Origin of the sequence: Sphingomonas zeae (genome assembly GCF_014197135.1) — a bacterium.
Taxonomy (GTDB): Bacteria; Pseudomonadota; Alphaproteobacteria; order Sphingomonadales; family Sphingomonadaceae; genus Sphingomonas; species Sphingomonas zeae.
In genome coordinates this window covers 1-18,721 of the sequence record NZ_JACIFA010000015.1, presented here as the reverse complement: position 1 = coordinate 18,721, position 18,721 = coordinate 1, and the positions used below count along the sequence as shown (strand labels likewise).

Below are 18,721 nucleotides of genomic sequence, written 5' to 3'. Positions count from 1 at the left end.
TTTTGTGACGGCTTTGCAGAACGACATGCGCCCTTCACGATTGCCCCTATCGGCACGCCTGGCCCGATGGCGCGGCCTGGGCAACTGGAACGGCGGGGACGGCCGCGAGATCGTCACCATCGTGCCGAGCAGGGCCGGGTCGTCAGCCTCCGCGCGGACTGGCGATTTTGGCGCGGTAGCGCGCCAGTTCCTCGGCGGCCGCCGCCATGTCGCGCCGGAACGCCGCATTGCCATGTTCGCGTGCGACCACCGCGCTCGCCGCCATATAGCCGCCTTCAACCGCGCTCTGGCTGTGCGAGCCGCAGATCCAGCGACTGTCGCCATAATCGCGCCCCCGCGTCAGGATCGCGGTCGCCCGGTCGGGCACCAATTCGGCCATGATCAGCGCGAAGCTCCAGCCGTTCGCCGTATGGCCTGACGGATAATCGCCATTGGTCATCAAGCTGGCGGTACGCGGCTCGCAGATGGGCAGGTCGCTGCCGATAAAGGGGCGTGGCGATTGCCAATGCGCCTTGGCCACGCGGATCGCTGCCGAGCGGTCCGCGCCGAACCGCGCGAGAAGCCCCTGCGTCACCGGCAGCTTCGTCCAGTCCGGGGTAAAGCCCAGCGCGGCGGCGAAGCGCGCGCCCAGGTCGCTCGATACGTCCGCCGTTGCCTGCTGCCACCGCGCCATGCCGCGCAGCGCCCGGCTGTCGCGGAAGGCCCGCGCATCGGCCAGCGCGCGCGGCGTGCCGGGCGTCGGCGGTCCGGGCAGGATGGTCGCCAGATCGACACCCTCACCCGCCGCCAGATAGCCCGCGACCTTCTTCGCCTCCGCCATGGACGGCGACAGTACCGTCGCCGCAACTGCGGTCGCCACCGCCAGACTCCAACCCCGCTTTACCCCGGTCATGACACTCATCCACAAGAAACTATCGAACAGAAAGAGGACCTTGCTTGCCCGCTTTCGGGGGCATTGTCCTGCGATATTTACGGCCGCATCCGCGACGTCAGCCCGGCCGATCCAGAACGCCATAAATGTCTAAAAACTTTTGCAAAAATCATTGCCGTCACCCCCCATCCGTTTGAGCGATCCGGCTGGACACGCCGGTCGAAAGCCTGACGCTGATCGGCGCCCTGTTCGACCTTTCGGTCCAGAACGATGGACGGACCATCCGCGCGTTCGGAGCGACGATACCGAACAGGCCAATTGGCCGAACCAATAGCGACAATACCAATCGAGACTCCGGGCCATTGTCGTCAGGATTCGAGGATTTGCGGGTCCAATGAAGGCATCCGCTGAGCGCATGGCGCGCAAATATGACAAATTCTTCATGATCGTAAGTTTCTGACAAAAATAGATTGTTGTGACCGCGCCACTGTCCTGACCGATTTTTGCGCGAAACGTCTTCCAGCACCGTTGACAGGCATGACCATTTCATGTCACCGATAAGACCATAAGATTACAACACCGCGATGCAGGAAGAAATTTTCGGTTCTTCGACGTGGCTCGTCGCACACGGCCTATAGGCCGGGCGGCAGGTGCGGCGGCGGACCCCGGACAGGCTCCGCGTCCCGGCGCAGCAAATGAGACGGCCGATTCCGGTCCGTGAACGCTCACCCGTTCCGGCCGCTGACGCCCTCTGCTCCGCCCCGGTCGCCGATGCCCTTTCCGGCAAAGTCTCGGGGAAGTCCGGCGCGATGTGCCCGCGTCGGGATCAGAGGGAGGGAAAGAGCATGACTATGTCACCGTGCAACGACGTCTCGCGCCATTGGCGCAAAGGGTTGCTTCAGACGACGGCCTTTACCGCGGCATGGGCGGCCTCGGCGATGATCGCCGCGTCCGCCACGGCGCAGACGAACGGCCCGGCCGTTCCTGCTGCCAGCGTCACTGCCGCCGCCGATGTCGGACAGGCCACGCCGCAGACCGACACCGCCGGGGACGGCGGCCAGAACGAGATTACCGTCACCGGCTATCGTCAGAGCATCGCCTCCGCGCTCGCCGCCAAGCGCAACGATATCCGCATCACCGACGGCATCTCGTCGGAGGACATCGGCAAGTTTCCCGCCCAGAACATCACCGAAGCGATCCAGCGTATCGCCGGCGTGCAGATGTCCAACATCAACGGACGTGGCTCGACGATCAGCATTCGTGGCCTCGGGCCGCAATATGCGCGCACCACGATCAACGGCCAGACCTTCGCCAGCGCGGACTTCAAGGACGGCTTCCGCTACGACATCATCCAGACCGATCTGGCGAGCGCGATCCAGGTCATCAAGTCGCCGACCGCCGACATGGACACCGGCGGCCTGGCCGGCACCGTCAACATCGATACGGTCAAGCCGCTGGCCTATAAGGGTCCGAGCTTTATCGCCGGGATCAAGGGCTATTATTCCGACTATCGCAAGGCCGCGACGCCCAAGGTCAACGCCGCCTATATCAAGCGCTTCGCCGACGAAACGATCGGCGTCATGCTGGACGTCGGCTATCAGAAGCTGAAGGATCGCGGCGACTATCTGTTCATCAAGAACTGGTACCAGCCGGGCGCGGTGGCGGGCGCCCCCGACGCACAGGTGCCCGGCAATCTGCGCTATCGCCGGATCGACCGCGATACCGAGCAGCTGATGGGCAGCGGCGCGATCCAGTGGAAGCCGCAGGACAATTTCGAAGTCCTGCTGCAGGGCGAGTATTCGCGCGACCATACCCGATACGATACGCGCCAGATGGTGTTCGGCCGCTGGGCCGCCTCGGCGGTGACGGTCAACAGCACCGCCAATGGCGTCGCGAACAATATCAATATCAGCAACTTCAACGTCGACAACAACGACCAGCCCGAACTGCGCAACCTCCAGACCCAGGCCTATACCGGCACCGTTAACTGGAGCCCGACCGACACCACCCATATTCGCGCGATCGGCCATTATACCCAGGGCGACGCCAAACTGTACGAATGGGCAACGATCGACGAGGTGCGCTTTGCGAACGGCGGCCAGCTCGACATTTCAGATCCGTTCAACGTCAAGTGGAACACCGCGAGCCTGACCGACGGATCGATCTACAACATGGCGAACCGCACCTGGTACGCCTTTGTCGACGGCGCGACGCATATTCAGTCGGCCCGCGACCGTGCGATCCAGACCGACCTGACGCAGGACCTCGACTGGCACGGGATCAAGGCGCTGGTCTTTGGCGCGAAATATCATCACGAGAGCTTCGCCACCAAGGCCTATCGCCACGACCGCGACGCCGATGTCACCGATCCCGTGACCTATCCCGAATTCGCCTGGATCCCCGATCTGTCCAAGACGGGTGTGCTGGTGAACAACTTCCTGGGCGGATCGATGGCGATCCCTAGCAGCTTCCTGTCGGTCAATGCGCCGCTGTGGCAGCAGATCCTGCGCGACAAGGGCATCAGCGTCCCCGACACGCCCGATTGGCCCAACACCTATAAGGTCGATCGCTATATTCCGGCGGTCTATGCGATGGCGAATATCGACGGCACGCTGTTCAACCTGCCGGTGCGCGGCAATATCGGCGTTCGCTACGAACATACCCACCAGAACGTCACCAGCAGCCTGACCAACGGCACCGACAGCAATGCGACGCTGCTCGGCCAGCAGCATGTGGTGCAGGATTATGGCAACGTCCTGCCCAGCGCCAGCTTCGCGCTGGACGTCACGTCGCACCTCGTCGCCCGCATCGCGGCGGCCAAGGTGCTGGTCCGCCCGCTGCTGAACAGCCAGACGCAGATGGCCGACACCATCACCCGCGTCACCACCAGCCTGCGCCCCAGCGTCTCGGTCGCGCAGGGCGAGAGCCGGTTAAAGCCGCTGACCGCCAACCAGCTGGACATCAGCCTCGAATATTATCACGGCAAGGGTAACTCGATCACGCTCGCCGGTTTCTACAAGGCGGTGAAGAACGGCACCTTCACGCAATTCTACTGCCCGTCCTCCTATGACGGCGTGGCCCTGAACGGCGTGGTCAGCGACTGCCAGTCGGCGGACCTGAAGACCGACTACAGCTTCAGCCGGGTGCTGAACGACGACCGGGTCATCCATATCAAGGGCCTGGAGCTCGGTGCGTCGCAGAATTTCGACGCGATCCTGCCCGTCAAGGGCTTCGGCGCGGTCGGCAACGTCACGGTGGTCGACACCGATGCCAGCGCGATCGGCACCGGCTTCAACCTGCGCGACCTGTCCAAGCTGACCTGGAACGTGACGCCCTATTGGGAAAACGAGATGTTCAGCGTCCGGCTGTCGGTCAATCACCGCAGCTCCTACGTTCAGGACGCGGCGTCCAGCTTCTTCGTCAATGGCGGCCTGACCCATGTGGTGCGTCCGCGTACCCAGATGGACCTGGCGCTGGGCTTCAATCCGGCCAGCTATCTCAGCTTCACGGCGGGCGTCATCAACCTGAACAACACCCACGAAGACGCCTATCAGACGAACGCGAACACCTTCCAGCTCGCCAGCCGGACGGGGCGCACCTTCTATCTCTCGGCGTCGACGCGGTTCTGACCTCCCCCCTGAAGGGCGGGCCGCCGTGCGGGCTGGTCCGCCCTTCCCTTTTCTTTTTAACCGGGGACAATGCCGCCCGTGATGACCTCTCCCAAGACGCTCGGCCTGATCGGCACCCTGTTCCTTACGACCTCGGTCGCCCACGCCCAGGGCGATGGCGCACAAGCCGCACGCGCCGCCCTCCAACGCTTGGGCGTGCCAGAGCGACAGGTCGTTATTTCGATCGCGCCATCGTCGGCCCCCCGCTACCGCGTCCGGGTCGATCATGACCGGCTGCATGTCGAAGCCTCGTCCCCGATCGCGGCCGTGCGCGGGGCCGCCGCGACGCTGAACACACAAGGGCGGCTGTCGATCAGCTGGGAAGGCAAGCGCGTCGGCCCGATGAGCCGCCTGACGCCCGGCGACAGCGGCTGGGTATCCTCGCCCTTTGCGTTCCGCGCCTACCTGAATACCTGCACCTTCGGCTATACCACGCCCTGGTGGGGCTGGCCGCGCTGGGAGCGGGAGATCGACGCGATGGCCGTCCACGGCGTCGACATGCCGCTCGCCATGGAGGGGCAGGATTATGTCTGGCGCCAGCTTTGGCGAGAACAGGGGTTGAGCGAGGCGCAACTGGCCCAGCATTTCTCCGGCCCCGCCTTCCTGCCATGGCAGCGCATGGGCAATATCGAAGGCTATCGCGCGCCCCTGCCGAACGGTTGGATCGACAAGAAACACGATCTGCAAAAGCGTATCCTCACCCGGATGCGCAGCTTGGGCATGACCCCCATCCTGCCCGCCTTCGCTGGTTACGTGCCCAAGGCCTTTGCGGAGGCGCATCCCAAGGCGCGCATCTACAAGATGCGGTCCTGGGAAGGATTTGAGGGCACCTATTGGCTCGGCCCGTCCGACCCCCTTTTCGCGCCGCTCGCCAAGCGGTTCCTGCAACTCTACACCGCCGAGTACGGGCCGGGGACTTACTACCTCGCCGACGCCTTCAACGAGATGGTGCCGCCGATCGCTGAGGATGGCAGCGACACCGCCCATGCCTCGTACGGCGACGCGACCGCCAACACGCCCGCGCTCGATGCCGCGACCAAGGCGGCCGCCCTGCCCCGCGAGGTCCGCGACGCCCGGCTGGCCGCTTATGGCCAGCGGCTATACGCCTCGATCGCCGCCGCCGCGCCGGGAGCCACCTGGGTGATGCAGGGCTGGCTGTTCGGCGCGGACAAGAAATTCTGGACGCCCGACGCCATCGCCGCCTTCCTGCGCGACGTGCCGAACGAGAAGATGCTGATCCTCGACATCGGCAACGACCGCTATCCCGGCATCTGGAAGACCACGAACGGGTTTGACGGCAAGAGCTGGGTCTATGGCTATGTCCATAATTATGGCGGCAGCAACCCCGTGTACGGCGCGCCGGATTTCTACCGCCGCGATGTCGCCGCGCTGTTCGCGGACAAGGGCCGCGGCCATGTGCGCGGCTTCGGACTGTTCCCCGAAGGGCTCCACAATAACAGCCTGGTCTATGACTATGCCTATGACGTTGCCTGGCCGGGCACGGACATGGCGATGGCGCCCTGGCTGAGCCGGTACACTGCCGCCCGCTATGGACGGAGCGATCCCGCAATGATCGCGGCGTGGCAGGATGTCGTCGCGGGCGCCTATGACGTCCGCTACTGGACCCCGCGCTGGTGGAACGAGCGGGCCGGCGCGTATCTGTTCTTCAAACGACCGGCCGCCGATGCGCCGACCTATCCCGCCGAGCCGGGCGACCGCATCAGGCTGCGCGCCGGGATCGCCGCCATGCTCAAACTCGCGCCTGCCTATGGCAAGAGCCCGCTCTACCGTTACGATCTGGTCGACCTGACCCGCCACGCCGCCAGCCTGTCGCTCGACGACAGCGTGAAGGCCGGCGTTGCCGCCTATCAGAAAGGCGACGTCGCCGCCGGGGACCGCGAAACGGCGCGGGTCAAGGTTCTCGCACTTGCCATCGACCATCTGATCGGCGGACAGCAGGAGAGTCTGGCCAGCTGGATCGCCGATGCGCGGGCCTATGGCGACACCCCCGCCGAGAAAAGCGCTTACGAACAGAATGCCAAGGCGCAGGTGACGATCTGGGGCGGGCGCGGCCATCTGGGCGATTATGCGTCCAAGGCCTGGGCAGGCATGTATGCCGATTATTATCTGCCGCGCTGGACCCGTTATCTGACCGAGGCGCGCGCCGCCGCGCTGGCCGAGCGGCCGGTCGACGATGCCGCCTTCACGGCCAAGCTGCTTGATTGGGAAAAGGCGTGGGTCGCCTCGCGACGCTCCTACAAGGCCATAACGCCCGCCGACCCGGTCGCCGAGGCGCGCGCGTTGATGATGGAGACCGCCCGGTGACGATCATGACCGCCAGACCCGAGCGCTTCGCCTCACTCGACATGTTCCGGGGCGCGACCATCTTCCTGATGATCGTGGTCAACACGGCAGGCGCGGGCGGCGCGTTCAGCCAGTTGCAGCACGCGCCGTGGATCGGCTTTACGCTCGCCGACCTGATCTATCCCAGCTTCCTGTTCGCGGTCGGCAACGCGATGAGCTTCGCGCTGACCCGACCGATGCCCGAGCATGTCTTCCTGCGCCGGGTGTTCAAGCGCGCCGCTTTGATCTTCCTGCTCGGCGTGCTGATGTACTGGTTCCCCTTCGTCGCCCATCAGGCGGACGGCAGCTGGGTCGCCAAGCCCTTTGCCGACACCCGGCTGACCGGCGTGCTGCAACGCATCGCGCTCTGCTATTTGCTGGGGGCTCTCCTTGCCCGCTATCTGCGGCCGAGCCATTTGCTCATGGTCGCCATCGGGCTGGTTGTGGCGCATTGGGCGATCCTGGTCGGCCTCAGCCCGGCGGGCGAGGCGTTCGGGCGCTATAGGAATGCAGGGACGCTGTTCGACCTGTGGTTGATCGGGCCGGAGCATCTTTACAAGAAGGACCATGGCTTCGATCCCGAGGGGCTGCTCGGCACCCTGCCGGCGACCGCCAATGTGATCGCGGGCTATCTGACCGGCCTCGCCATCCAGCGCTGGGGCAAGCATGGCGCGACGGTCGGGAAGCTGGCGGCGATCGGGGCCGCGCTGGTCGTCGTCGCATTGCTGTTCGCGCCGGTCCTGCCGATCGGCAAGAAGCTGTGGACCGGCACGTTCGTCGCGCTGACCGTCGGGCTCGACCTGATCCTGCTGGGCGCGACGCTCTGGCTGGTCGAGGTGCGGGGCGTGACGCTCGGGCGCTCCTTCCTTCAGATGCTGGGGCGCAATCCGCTGGCCATCTATCTCTTTTCCGAACTGCTCGTCGTCGTGTTGGAGTTGGTCCATGTCGACGGTGTGGGGCTTTACACCTGGGTCGGCCTCAACGGCTTCCAGCCGATCGCACCGGGACCGGTCGGGTCGCTGCTCTGCGCTCTCGCCTATACGCTGATCTGCTGCGCGTTCGGGTGGGTGCTGGATCGCAAGGGGATCATTCTGAAGGTGTGACCCTTGGCCTTCGACTTCGCTCGGGCTGAACGGAGGGGTGAATTCCGTTCACGCTGAGCGAAGTCGAAGCGCACGGGTCAACGCTCCCGCACCGAAATCGTCCGCCCCAATCCCGAAGCCTTGCCCGGCTCCGCTTCCACGACCAGCACCACCTGCCGCTCGCCCACCCCGGCCGGGAACGGGACTACCAACGGCGCGCCTGCAAAGTCCGTCTTCTCCGCTCGCTTAATCCCGTCGACCCAGGCCTGCGCTCGCCCGACGACCTCGGCAAAGACCACCGCCCCGCCCTGTTCCGCCACCCGGCGGCGCGGCTTGAAGCTGGTGCGATAGGTCGACCAGACGCCCTCGCCCGGCCCCTCCAGCCGTCCGGGCCGCGCATAGACCAGGCTGTTCATGTCGTTGCCTGCATAGCGCCGCAGCGGATCGGGCCGCGTCGCGGTGAAGTCGCTCCGCTTCCAGTCGGTCAGCATCGCCACCGGGCGCGTCGCGGGCAGCGCGGGCAGCGGCTCGGCGGCGATCACCCGCACCGTGGCACGCGCCGGTTTCAGTCCCGGTGCGCTCGCCTCGACGATCAGCCTGCCCGCCCCCGCCTCAGCGCAGACCAGCGCCTGGGCGAGGCCGTGGAACAGGCGACGCGCGGGTACGACCTCGGAATCATGATCGTTCGGATCGCCATTGCCAACGCCGATCACCGCGCCCCGAGTCACTCGGAAGCGGACAAGCGCATCAGCATCGGGCACCACCTGCCCGCGCGCATCGACCGCCATCACGGTGAAGGGTTGAACATCGCTGCCCGTGCCCAGCATTCCGCCACGATCCGCCACCAGCTTCAAGGCGACGGCCTTGCCCGCCGTCTCAACGGCGGTACGCGACACCTCGCGCCCGCCGCGATAGCCGACCGCCTCCAGCCGTCCGGGGCTATAAGGCACCTGCCATTCTGGCATGGCCAGCCGGTCGACCTTTTTCTGGCCCAGCGACTGGCCGTTCAGCCTCAACTCGACCGTCTCGGCATTGGTCAGCGCGATCACGCGGATCGCCTCCCCCTCGCGCCCTGGCCAGGTCCAGTGCGGCGCGATCGCGAGCGCCAGCGCATCGTCAACCCATTGCGCACGGCGCAGGTGAAACGCCATCTTGGCAAAGCCGCAAAGATCCATGATGCCGAACACGCTGCTGGTCGTCGGCCACTCGAACGGCGTCGGCTCGCCATGATAGTCGAAGCCGGTCCATACGAACGTCCCCGCGACGAACGGCCGCGTTTCGATCATCCGCCAGCTTTCGTGATGGGTCTGGCCCCATTCGGCGGCGTCGGTGTCGTAGGAGCTGACCTCGTGCGCGGCCATGTCGGTCTTCCACACGCCGCGCGTCATGAAGGCGCTGGTATCCTCCGAACTGGTCATCGGCTTGGTCGGGTGGGCGGTGTGGAAGCTGTCGTAGCGACGATGCTGATAATTGAAGCCCATCACATCGACCGCGTCCGAGACGTTGAGCGGGGAGAACATCCCGTCATTCATCGCCGCCGTGACGGGACGCGAGATGTCGAGCTCCTTGACCGCCTCGGCCATGCGACGGACCATCTCGTAACCCTGTTCGGTGCCCTGCATCGGCTCCTCGTTGAAGACCGACCACAGAAAGACGCTCGGCCGGTTCCGGTCGCGGCGGACCAGCCATTGCAACTGGCGCAGGTAATCGGGGCTGGGGTTGAAGTTGCGGTTCTCGTCCATGACCAGCATCCCCAGCCGGTCGCAAGCGTCGAGCAGTTCGGGTGCGGGCGCGTGGTGCGAGCAGCGCAGTGCGTTGCACCCCATGGCCTTCAGCCGCCGGATGCGCCATTCCCACATCGCATCGGGCATGGCGACGCCCACCCCGGCATGATCCTGATGGACGCACACGCCCTTGATCTTGGTCGCCACGCCGTTGAGGTAAAAGCCGGTCGCCGCGTCGAACCGGATCTCGCGAAAGCCGATCCGGGCGGCGCGGGCATCGATCGCCTTGCCGTCGCGCAGCAGCCGCGTCTCCACCCGGTACAGGGTCGGCTGATCGACCGACCAGCGCTGCGGCGCCGCGACCGGAATGGACATCATTGCCTCGGCGGTCTTAAGCGGATCGATCGTGACGTCCGTCTCCGCCCGACCGATCGTGCGGCCCTTCGGGTCGATCAGCACCGCCTCGGCCCGGACGGTTGCTGCCATCTTTTGAATGTTGGAGACGGTCAGCGCGACCGGCACCGCCCAACCCGCATCTTTGCGCCGCGGGTCGGCGTGGAGGCCGTCGGTGACGATGCTGACGCCATCGCGCACCGCCAACCAGTTGTGGCGATATAGACCTGCGCCCTCATACCACCAGCCCTCCATCGTGTCGGCATCGACGCGAACGGCCAGCGTGTTCAGTTCCTCGCCGAACCGGGCATAGGGGGTGATGTCGATCAGGATCGCGGTGTAACCGCTGAAGCTGTGCGCCACGAGAACGCCGTTGAACCAGACCTTGGCGTTGGTCGCCGCCGCACCGAGCTGCACCTCCAGATACCGGCCACGCCACTCGGTCGGCAGCTTCAGCGTACGGCGATACCAGCCGATCCCGCGTCGCCGATACCCTTGCGCGACATTGGCGGCGGGATCGACCACCTCCTCCATCGCCCAATCATGCGGCAGCTCGACCGCGCGCCAGTCGCTGTCGTCATAGCTGACGGCGGCCGCACCCTGCGCGATCCCGGCCTTGGCATTCTGATAGCTTTCCTCATGCCCCAAGATCGGTGGCACCGCGATGTCGCCCTTGTGGAACAACCAGCCGTCGTCCAGCCGCAGCAAGCCGGGGTCCGCCACGAAAGGCGGCTCGGGCATCGCCTCGAACGGCGCGGGCGCGTCCCCGCTGTCGAGCATCACGGGGCGGTTCGCAGCCAGGGCGGGTGTACCCAGCGCCGGGGCGGCCAGCCCGCTGGCGAGCAGGGTGCGGCGGGTCACGGTCATCGGGCAGTCTCCGGCATTGGCGCGTAAAGCGGACGCGCACCGTCGAGCACCAGCTCGACACGATCCAGGGTCAGGCCGGGATCGAGCGGCACGATCGCCACTTGGTGTGCTCCGGCGGCGAAACTCTTGAGCGGCAGGGTCGCGACGGCGGTGTTGGTCAGCACATTCTGCCGCCACCGGTCGCTGCGAGCCTTTGTTGCGAAATCCAACGTCTGCCAGTCGCCGTCATCCAGCTTCACCGCCGCGCGCAGGCCCTGGGCCGGGTCGCGCGGATGGGTCGGCAAAGCGACGAGGTGCAGGTTCGCCCCCGCCTCGGTCATGGTGGCGAAGCGCCAGGTGGCGGGCGTGCCCTGCGCCGCAGATCCGCGCGTGGGCAGTGCCAGCTTCGCCCGCAACGCCCCATGCTGGCTGCCCAGATCGGCGATCGCTTCCCAATCGGCGCCATAGCGGGCGGTCAGTGCGGGCATGGTGATGCGGCGTTCGTCCTCAATGGCCGTGCCCGGCTCGACCTTGGGCGGGGTGAGCGCGGTCGCATGGACGACCACCGGCTGATCGCCGCAGCGCAGCGTCACCGGCCCGACCGCTCCCTTGCCGTCATAGTGCAGTGTCAGCCGCTGCTCATACCCGCCACGCTCGTTCAACTCGCCCTTGGCAGCCGACAGCGACAGACCGGCCGGTATGCCATGCACCGACCAGGCGGTCGTCCGTGGTTGGTGCTGGTACAGGGTCACGGGCCGCGTGGCAGGAACGCCGCGGGTAAAGGTCAGGACATTCTCGTCCCCGATCCATGCGCCCGATAGTCCCGTGGCGCAGCCCTTCTGCATCGAGGGCTGCCAGCTCGGCCACATCGGCTCGGCAAAGACCGGAAGACGGCGGGGTGCCATGTCCATCATCCCGCGCCACTTGCCCCCGGCGAGCGCATTGTACCGCGCCGTATCCGCGACCAGCCCACCATGCGCCGCCTTGGCCCGCGCGACATAGGCATTGGCGCTGGCCCGCTGATCCCGCGCATACAGCTCGGCCAGATCGAGCGACAGGATGCGTGTGTTCAGCCCCGCTGCGCCGCGCACCGGATAAAGGACCAGCTCATAGAACGCGTCCTGCCGGTCGTTCGGGATGCGCGCGCCGATCGCCTCGGCCTGCGTCGCAAGCGCCTGATAGGCCGCGATCCGGTCCTGCGCCTCCTCGCCGTCCGACTGGACGTAACCGCTCGGGCGGTTGGGCATGACCCATTCGGTCTGGCCGAAACCCATGAATTCCGGCTTTCGCGGCCAGGCCAGATCGTAGAAGCGCAGCATCACATCGGCGATCACGCCCGCCTCGGCCTCGCCAAACTGTTCTGCCATGAAGCGGCGAAGATGCTCGCGAGGCGACTGGTGCAGCAACCGCGCGTCAAAGGCGAGGTCGAGGAAATATTGCGAGAGATATTCGATCGGCTTGATATCGCCGACATTGACCACCCAGATGCGCCGTGCGTCCGTGTTCCACGCCCGCCCCATCTCCTCGCGGATCAGCGCCGGGTGGGTGGTGCCCAGCCACAGATAGTCATGCGGCCGGCCCCAATAGGACAGATGGTAATAGACGCCCGCTCCGCCCGGCCGCTTCTGCTCCTCGGGCGTGCTGAGCCGCCGCAGATAGCCGTAATTGTCGTCGGTCCACATCAGCGTGACATCATCCGGCAGGGTCAGCCCGGCATCATAGGCCTCCTGCAACTCATGATAGGCGACATAAAGCTGCGGTACCTGCCCTGCGGGCTTGCCCAGCGTCTCGGCGAGCAGCGCGCGCTGCCGTCCGACCACATCCTCCAGTATGCCGCGCCGCGCCTCCGTGGTCGTGACGCCCTGCATCGGCCCGTCATGCAGGCCGCGCAGGCCCATGGTATAGAACGCCTCCTGCCCGTTGGTCTCTCTCACTCGCTCGCGCCAGTAATCGACGATCGCCTGGGGCCGCCGGGTGAAGTCGAACCCGCCCCGTTTGTCCTCATCCCATTCACGCAGGTTGTTGCGGAGCATCGGCTCGGCATGGGAACTGCCGATCACGATCGCGTAGCGCCGGGCGAGCGGCGCATTGCCCGGATCGCCGAAAAATGGCGTCGAAACCGAGTGCATGGCCGGCCACAGCGTATTGGCCTTCAGCCGCCACATCAGTTCGAAGACGCGCGCATAGGTCTTTGGGCCGATATTGCCCTTGGCCGGGTCGAAGGTCTTGGCCGCCCAGGGCTCCAGCCCCCAATCCTCATCGTTCAGGAAGATGCCGCGATACTTCACCGAGGGTTCGCGCGAGACGAAGGCTGCGGCGTCGATGGCGATCCGCTCGCGACGGCGCGGCGTGACATCGGCCCACCATTCCCAGGGCGACACGCCGAGCGCGCGCGACAGGTCGGTCACACCATAGGCGGCGCCGCGCGCATCCGATCCGACGATCAATAGATAGTGCCGCCCCGCCACGCGCATGCCCACACGAATATAGCGTTCCCAGCCACCCGCGATGGGCGACAGATCGACGCCACCTTCGCGCGCCAGCCTCTGCACGACCGGCGAAGCGGCGGTGCCGATGACGATACACACACTGGCGCAGTTCGTCCTGTCCTCGACGACCGCGCCCGGCTGCCCGCCCAGCGCGCTCAGATCGCGAGACAATAGCTCGGCGGCAAGGCGGGTGGTTCCCTCTCCATCAGGGGCGGCAAGCAGGTTGGCGCGGGTCAGTTCGAGGTCGGCGGCCTTGGCGGGTACGGTCATGCCCAGCATCCATGCCAGGCCCGCGCTCATGACACCGATCCTCGCCCGCTTCATTCATCGCCCCCATGCTTGTCCGATCAGTCTAATCCAACGGATCGAGCTGTAAAGGTGATTTGCCTGACCAATTTAGAGCCGATTGCAAGCCTATGTGATCGACCCTCTCACCCCATTTCAATGACCCCGGCTCGCCGATGAAGACCACTAACTTCACCTCTGCCGAACATGGTTCGGTCACGACGATCGCGGCTGCGGAGGCGGATCGACTGGAGCGCTATTTTGCCGGGCATTGCGGTGGAGCTGGCCAGACAGAAAACCATGTAGCGTCAAGATGCATTTCAGACCTTGCGTGCATCACATTTCAGTTTCACACATAAAAGCGTTGAAAGCGAAGGGAGAGGTTCGGGATAGGCGAGCAACGCCTGCCGTCCCGGCCCAGGCTAGGGTGATAACATGACGCGTATCACGGGATTGAGGTTGCGGAGGGGTACGTGTCGCTGGGCGATCGCGTGCTGCGCCGTCATGGCGGCATCCGGGGCACAGGCCAAGACGGTGGCCGTCGCCAGCCCGGACGGCAAGGTTCAGGCGGTTCTGTCGGATGTCGGCGGCAAGCTGCAATATCGCGTGACGATCGACGGGCGCGCGATCCTCGATCCCTCGCCGCTGGCGATGAAGGTTGATGGCGTGGATCTGGGCAATGCCGCGCAGATCGGCACAGTACAGCGCAAGGTGGTCAACAGCCGCTATCGCTTCCTTGGCGGCAAGGCCGAGGCGATCGACAAGGCCAATGTCGCCAGCGTCGCGCTGACCGCCCGCGGTATCCGGTTCGAGGCCGATGTCCATGTCGCCGATGACGGCGTCGGCGTTCGCCTGCGCCTGCCCGCCAAGGCCGGTCGTCAGGTCGAGGCGGATCACTCGGGCTGGAAGCTCGCCGCGGCCGACCCGCGCGTCTGGGCGGCGGCGCTCGATCCCAGCTATGAAGCCGTTTACGAGACCAAGACGTTGGGCCAGCTGACCGGCCGCGCGCTTGGCATGCCGCTGACTGCGAAGATCGACCGTTATTATGTGACGATCAGCGAGGCGGCGGTCGTCGACTATGGCGACATGGGCGTGACCCCCGATGCCGGCGGCCTGCTCCGGGGCAATCTCTATGCCGATCCCAAGGGGTGGAAGACCGACCAGGCCGTCGTCCAGCCCTGGCGCGTCACCATCGTCGCGCGCGACCTGACCGCACTGGTCAACACCACGCTGATCCAGAACCTCAACCCGCCGCCCTCGGCCGCGCTGGCCAAGGCGGACTGGATCCGTCCCGGCGTCTCGTCCTGGCAATGGCTGGCGATCGGCGCGCCCAAGGAGGACGACCAGCGCCAGTGGGTCGATTGGACCAGGCAGCTCGGCTATCGCTATTATCTGGTCGACGAAGGATGGGCGCAGTGGAAGCGTCCATGGGAAGGACTGGCGGAGACGATCCGCTATGCCCAATCGCAGGGCGTCGACATCTGGGTTTGGGTCCACAGCAAGGAAATGTTCGATCCTGCCCAGCGCCGCGCCATGCTGCGCCGCTATGCCAATATGGGCATCGTCGGCGTGAAGGTAGACTTCCCGCAGCATCCCAATCACATCTGGGCTACCTGGTATCAGGATTTCGCCCGGGATGCGGCGGCCGACAAGCTGATGGTCGATTTCCACGGCGCGTTGAAGCCGACCGGCACAGAGCGGACCTGGCCCAATGTCATGACGCGCGAGGGCGTGCGCGGCCATGAATGGCACATCACCCGCTACAAACGCGTGCTGCCGGGCGACCATGACACGATCCTGCCCTTCAGTCGCTATGTCGTCGGGCCGGGCGACTATACGCCGACCGTGTTCGAGACGAAGGAATTGCAGGGCAACAGTTGGTCGCACGAATTGGCGCAGGCGATCCTGTTCACCTCGCCCTATCTGTCGATGGGCGGCCATCCGAAGGCCTATCTAGAAAACCCCGCACTCGACGTGCTGAAGGCGATCCCCGCGGTCTATGACGAGACGATCGTCCTGCCGGGCAGCGAGCCCGGCACCATGGCGGGCTTTGCCCGTCGTCGCGGGCAGGACTGGTTCGTGGCGATCATCAACGGCACCGCCGCGCGTCCGCTGAAAATCGACCTGCGCTTCCTGGGCGCAGGCAAGTGGAAACTGGTGTCGCTGGCCGACAATCAAGCAAAGCCCGACGCCTATGATCGGACCGAGCGCATAGTCGGCGCGACGGACTCAATCGACACCGCGCTGCGTACCCAGGGCGGCTATGTGGGGTGGCTGCGTCCGGCACGTTGACGGAGGCTTAGCTGAATAGAAGCCGGGCCGGGATAAGCCTCCCGGCCCCGCTTCCGTTCGAGCGGATCAACTTTCTTTGATCCTTTGCGTTCCACTCCATAAGGCAGCGTGGTGGGCGCGGAGCGCGCGCGCCGAAGGCTTGCTCAACCCGTCATCCCAGTGGCGTTGGCAAGAGCGCTGGCAAGCTTCGCCACCCCCCTCTTCTGTCTAGGGCAAGGGAGGGCCTTGGAACGGTAAAAGGCCCGGCGCTTCAGTCGCGGCCAGTCGCCCATCCGTTCCCTCTCCTATCAATGGAGAGGCGCACCGCCCCCCTGTGATCGTCAGGCGGTGATGCCGTTGCCCGAGATAACCAGAGCGACGCCGATGTGGTGACGGGCGCCCTGCGGCAGCGTGACTTCCAGCGCCTCGCTCGTGCGCTTGAAGGACAGCGGGGTGTTGTCGCCCTGCAGCGTTACCCGCTGGATCTGACCCGGCATCGTCGGACTGGCTTGGCCCAGCAGCGTCATCCGCGCGACATTGTCCTCCGGCCAGCCCAGCACCAGCGCATGAAGGTTGCCGTTGCGCGTCACATAACGCACGTCCCTGGCGGTATAGGCCGACTTCGGCCCACCTTCGGAAAACAGCCCCGAATTCGGGCGCGTCGGCCCCTCGCCGTTCAGTTTCCACGGGCGGCTGCCATAAATGGCCTCGCCATAGCGGCCCATCCAGTCGGCGATCTCCTCGACCACCTTCTCTTCCTTGTCGTCGATCGTCCCGTCGCCCCGCATCGGCACCGACAGCATCAGATTACCGTTCTTCGAGACGACGTCGCATAGCGTATGGATGACGTTGGCTGCCGACTTGTAGCCATCGTTCCTGTACGTCTCGATGTCGTAATGCCAGCCGCCGATGCAGGTATCGGTCTGCCACGGAAAGCGTTCGATGTAACTTTTGCCGCCGCGCTCGACATCGTCGACGATGCCCATGCGTCGTTGCGGCGGGGTCATCTTGCTGGTGACTACCGCCTCCAGCCGACCGCCATTCCACTGCAGCGACTGGTTGTAGAACCAGGAGGTGAAGTCCAGGCCATATTGCTCCAGCGGCAGGTCGAAATTGTCGAAATAGACCATGTCCGGACGATATTTCTGAACCAAATCCTTGGTCCGCAGCAACCAGTTGCGGGCGAAGTCGGTCCCGGCAGGCACGCCCTCGTTCCACAGGCGATCGGTCGCTTCGTGCCAGGCATGAGCCTCCGCAAGGGTCCGGATGCCGTCGGGCATCGGCATGTGGCGCCCGCCATAGAGTTGTTGGGGATCCAGACCTTCCCACCACTGCCCCCGCCCCTGCGCGGCGGTCAGCTTATAGGCATCATAGCGTTCGCCCGCGCGCGGGCCGGTCGGGTCATAGCCATAAGCGGGCTGGTTCCAGTGCCAGGCATGGGCCGAATGGTTCGACACCGCGAAACGCAAGCCGCGCGCGCGCGCGGCCTTTTCCCACTCGCCGATGATATCGCGTCGCGGCCCCACCCGCATCGTGTTCCAGCGATGATATTTCGAGTCGTAGGTATCCAGATTGTCGTGATGATTGGCCAGCGCCATGAAATATTTGGCACCCGCCTTCTTGTAAAGATCAAGCAATCGGCCAGGATCCCAGCGATCCGCTTTCCACAGATTCTGGATCTGCATGAAGCCGACATCGGCCGGGTGACCATAATGTTTGAGATGATGAACATAGGCGCGTGAGCCGGGCAGATACATGTCGCGGGCATACCAGTCGCCCGCCTCTGGCACACACTGCGCGGTCCAATGCGCCCACATGCCGAACTTGGCGTCACGGAACCAGTCGGGCACGCTATAGCCAGCGGTCAGCGACTCCCAGTCCGGCGTGAAGCGCGCAGGCGGCGGCACCTTCAGCGCACGCCCGGCCCCCATCGTCTGCGGTGCGGTGGTGACGGCCGATGCCGCAGCAGGCACCAATGCCGCCGCGATCCCTCCGCCGATCATCTCTCGTCTGTTCGCCCTCATCGCCCTCTCCCGCCATCAATCGCGAGACGCATCGCCGGCATTTCCCAAGGCCATTGGAACAACCTCGCTATCGAATGCGCCGCTTTCTACTCTCTCACGTGAAAGCCTTATCTTATATGCGCGATGTTAGACCTTTGTTTGTTGGAGTTGGCAAGGGACTTCGGGCATTCAGTTCATGCTCACACAGCCAGAAGGGTTGGGCCGACCAAGCCGTCGGCTCAGGCTTGGCATAGTGATGCGTTCGGACCGGAAGTGCGCCGTATTCAAGGAGCAATTCGGCATTTACGGCATGTGCAGGGTCTAGCGGCAACTTCGGCGCGAAGGGTTGAACGTCGCCTGCGAAACCCTTGCCCGCCTGATGTAGGCAATGAGCTTGGCCGGCGTGATCCGCAGCAAGCTGGTCCGCACCACTGTCAGCGACAGCGATGGGAAAGACGAAATGTCCGGGGGACATTTTGCCCCAAGCTTGAACTCACGGCTGAACTTCGGTCGTTGCATCTCCATCCTCCGGTTCCAAAACACCCTATCTCGGTGTCCACGGAACCGGCAGCAGCTCAGGTATCGGATTTGCTTGGTTGGGGCATAAACGACGACGCCGCCGTGAGGGCGGCGTATCGAGTGTTATAGCTGTGGTTGCGGGGGCAGGATTTGAACCTGCGGCCTTCAGGTTATGAGCCTGACGAGCTACCGGGCTGCTCCACCCCGCGCCAATTCTGGAAGGTGTG

Annotated in this window: 8 protein-coding genes and 1 tRNA gene; 4 read left to right on the top strand and 5 right to left on the bottom strand. The window is 65.1% G+C overall.

From position 1 onward, the window contains the following. Positions 1 to 142: 142 nt before the first annotated feature. Positions 143 to 892, bottom strand: a complete 750-nt coding sequence (locus GGR45_RS16625) for an acid phosphatase (RefSeq protein WP_175310530.1) — start codon at positions 890 to 892, stop codon at positions 143 to 145. An 824-nt stretch (positions 893 to 1,716) separates the two neighbouring features. On the opposite strand from GGR45_RS16625, the gene GGR45_RS16620 reads away from it, so the two are divergent. The 3 genes from GGR45_RS16620 (at position 1,717) to GGR45_RS16610 (ending at position 7,985) form a co-directional block, all read left to right on the top strand. Then, entirely contained in the window at positions 1,717 to 4,500 is a 2,784-nt protein-coding gene (locus GGR45_RS16620; RefSeq protein WP_175310529.1) for a TonB-dependent receptor, read from the top strand. Positions 4,501 to 4,581: 81 nt separating this feature from the next. Continuing rightward, on the top strand, positions 4,582 to 6,864 hold the full coding sequence (locus GGR45_RS16615; RefSeq protein WP_246358282.1) for an alpha-N-acetylglucosaminidase: 2,283 nt from the start codon (positions 4,582 to 4,584) through the stop codon (positions 6,862 to 6,864). 5 nt (positions 6,865 to 6,869) lie between these two features. Then, complete coding sequence (locus GGR45_RS16610) at positions 6,870 to 7,985, top strand: acyltransferase family protein (protein ID WP_175310572.1); 1,116 nt, start codon at positions 6,870 to 6,872, stop codon at positions 7,983 to 7,985. A gap of 77 nt (positions 7,986 to 8,062) precedes the next feature. On the opposite strand, the gene galA is transcribed toward GGR45_RS16610, so the two are convergent. Both galA and GGR45_RS16600 read right to left on the bottom strand, forming a co-directional pair. Then, the gene (gene galA, locus GGR45_RS16605; protein WP_175310527.1) at positions 8,063 to 10,948 is read right to left on the bottom strand and encodes a beta-galactosidase GalA; all 2,886 of its coding nucleotides are present in this window, start codon (positions 10,946 to 10,948) and stop codon (positions 8,063 to 8,065) included. Beyond that, entirely contained in the window at positions 10,945 to 13,716 is a 2,772-nt protein-coding gene (locus GGR45_RS16600; protein ID WP_217497861.1) for a glycosyl hydrolase 115 family protein, read from the bottom strand. The genes galA and GGR45_RS16600 overlap by 4 nt, the downstream gene beginning before the upstream one ends. 420 nt (positions 13,717 to 14,136) lie before the next feature. Here GGR45_RS16600 and GGR45_RS16595 point away from each other — a divergent pair, with 420 nt between their 5' ends. Next, positions 14,137 to 15,993, top strand: a complete 1,857-nt coding sequence (locus tag GGR45_RS16595) for a glycoside hydrolase family 97 protein (protein ID WP_175310525.1) — start codon at positions 14,137 to 14,139, stop codon at positions 15,991 to 15,993. Positions 15,994 to 16,313: 320 nt separating this feature from the next. Here the strand turns inward: GGR45_RS16595 and GGR45_RS16590 are convergent, their stop codons facing one another. Together GGR45_RS16590 and GGR45_RS16585 are read right to left on the bottom strand one after the other, a co-directional pair. Next, on the bottom strand, positions 16,314 to 17,996 hold the full coding sequence (locus tag GGR45_RS16590) for an alpha-L-fucosidase (RefSeq protein ID WP_175310524.1): 1,683 nt from the start codon (positions 17,994 to 17,996) through the stop codon (positions 16,314 to 16,316). A 630-nt stretch (positions 17,997 to 18,626) separates the two neighbouring features. Next, positions 18,627 to 18,703: transfer RNA gene (locus GGR45_RS16585), tRNA-Met, on the bottom strand. Between the last annotated feature and the right edge of the window lie 18 nt (positions 18,704 to 18,721).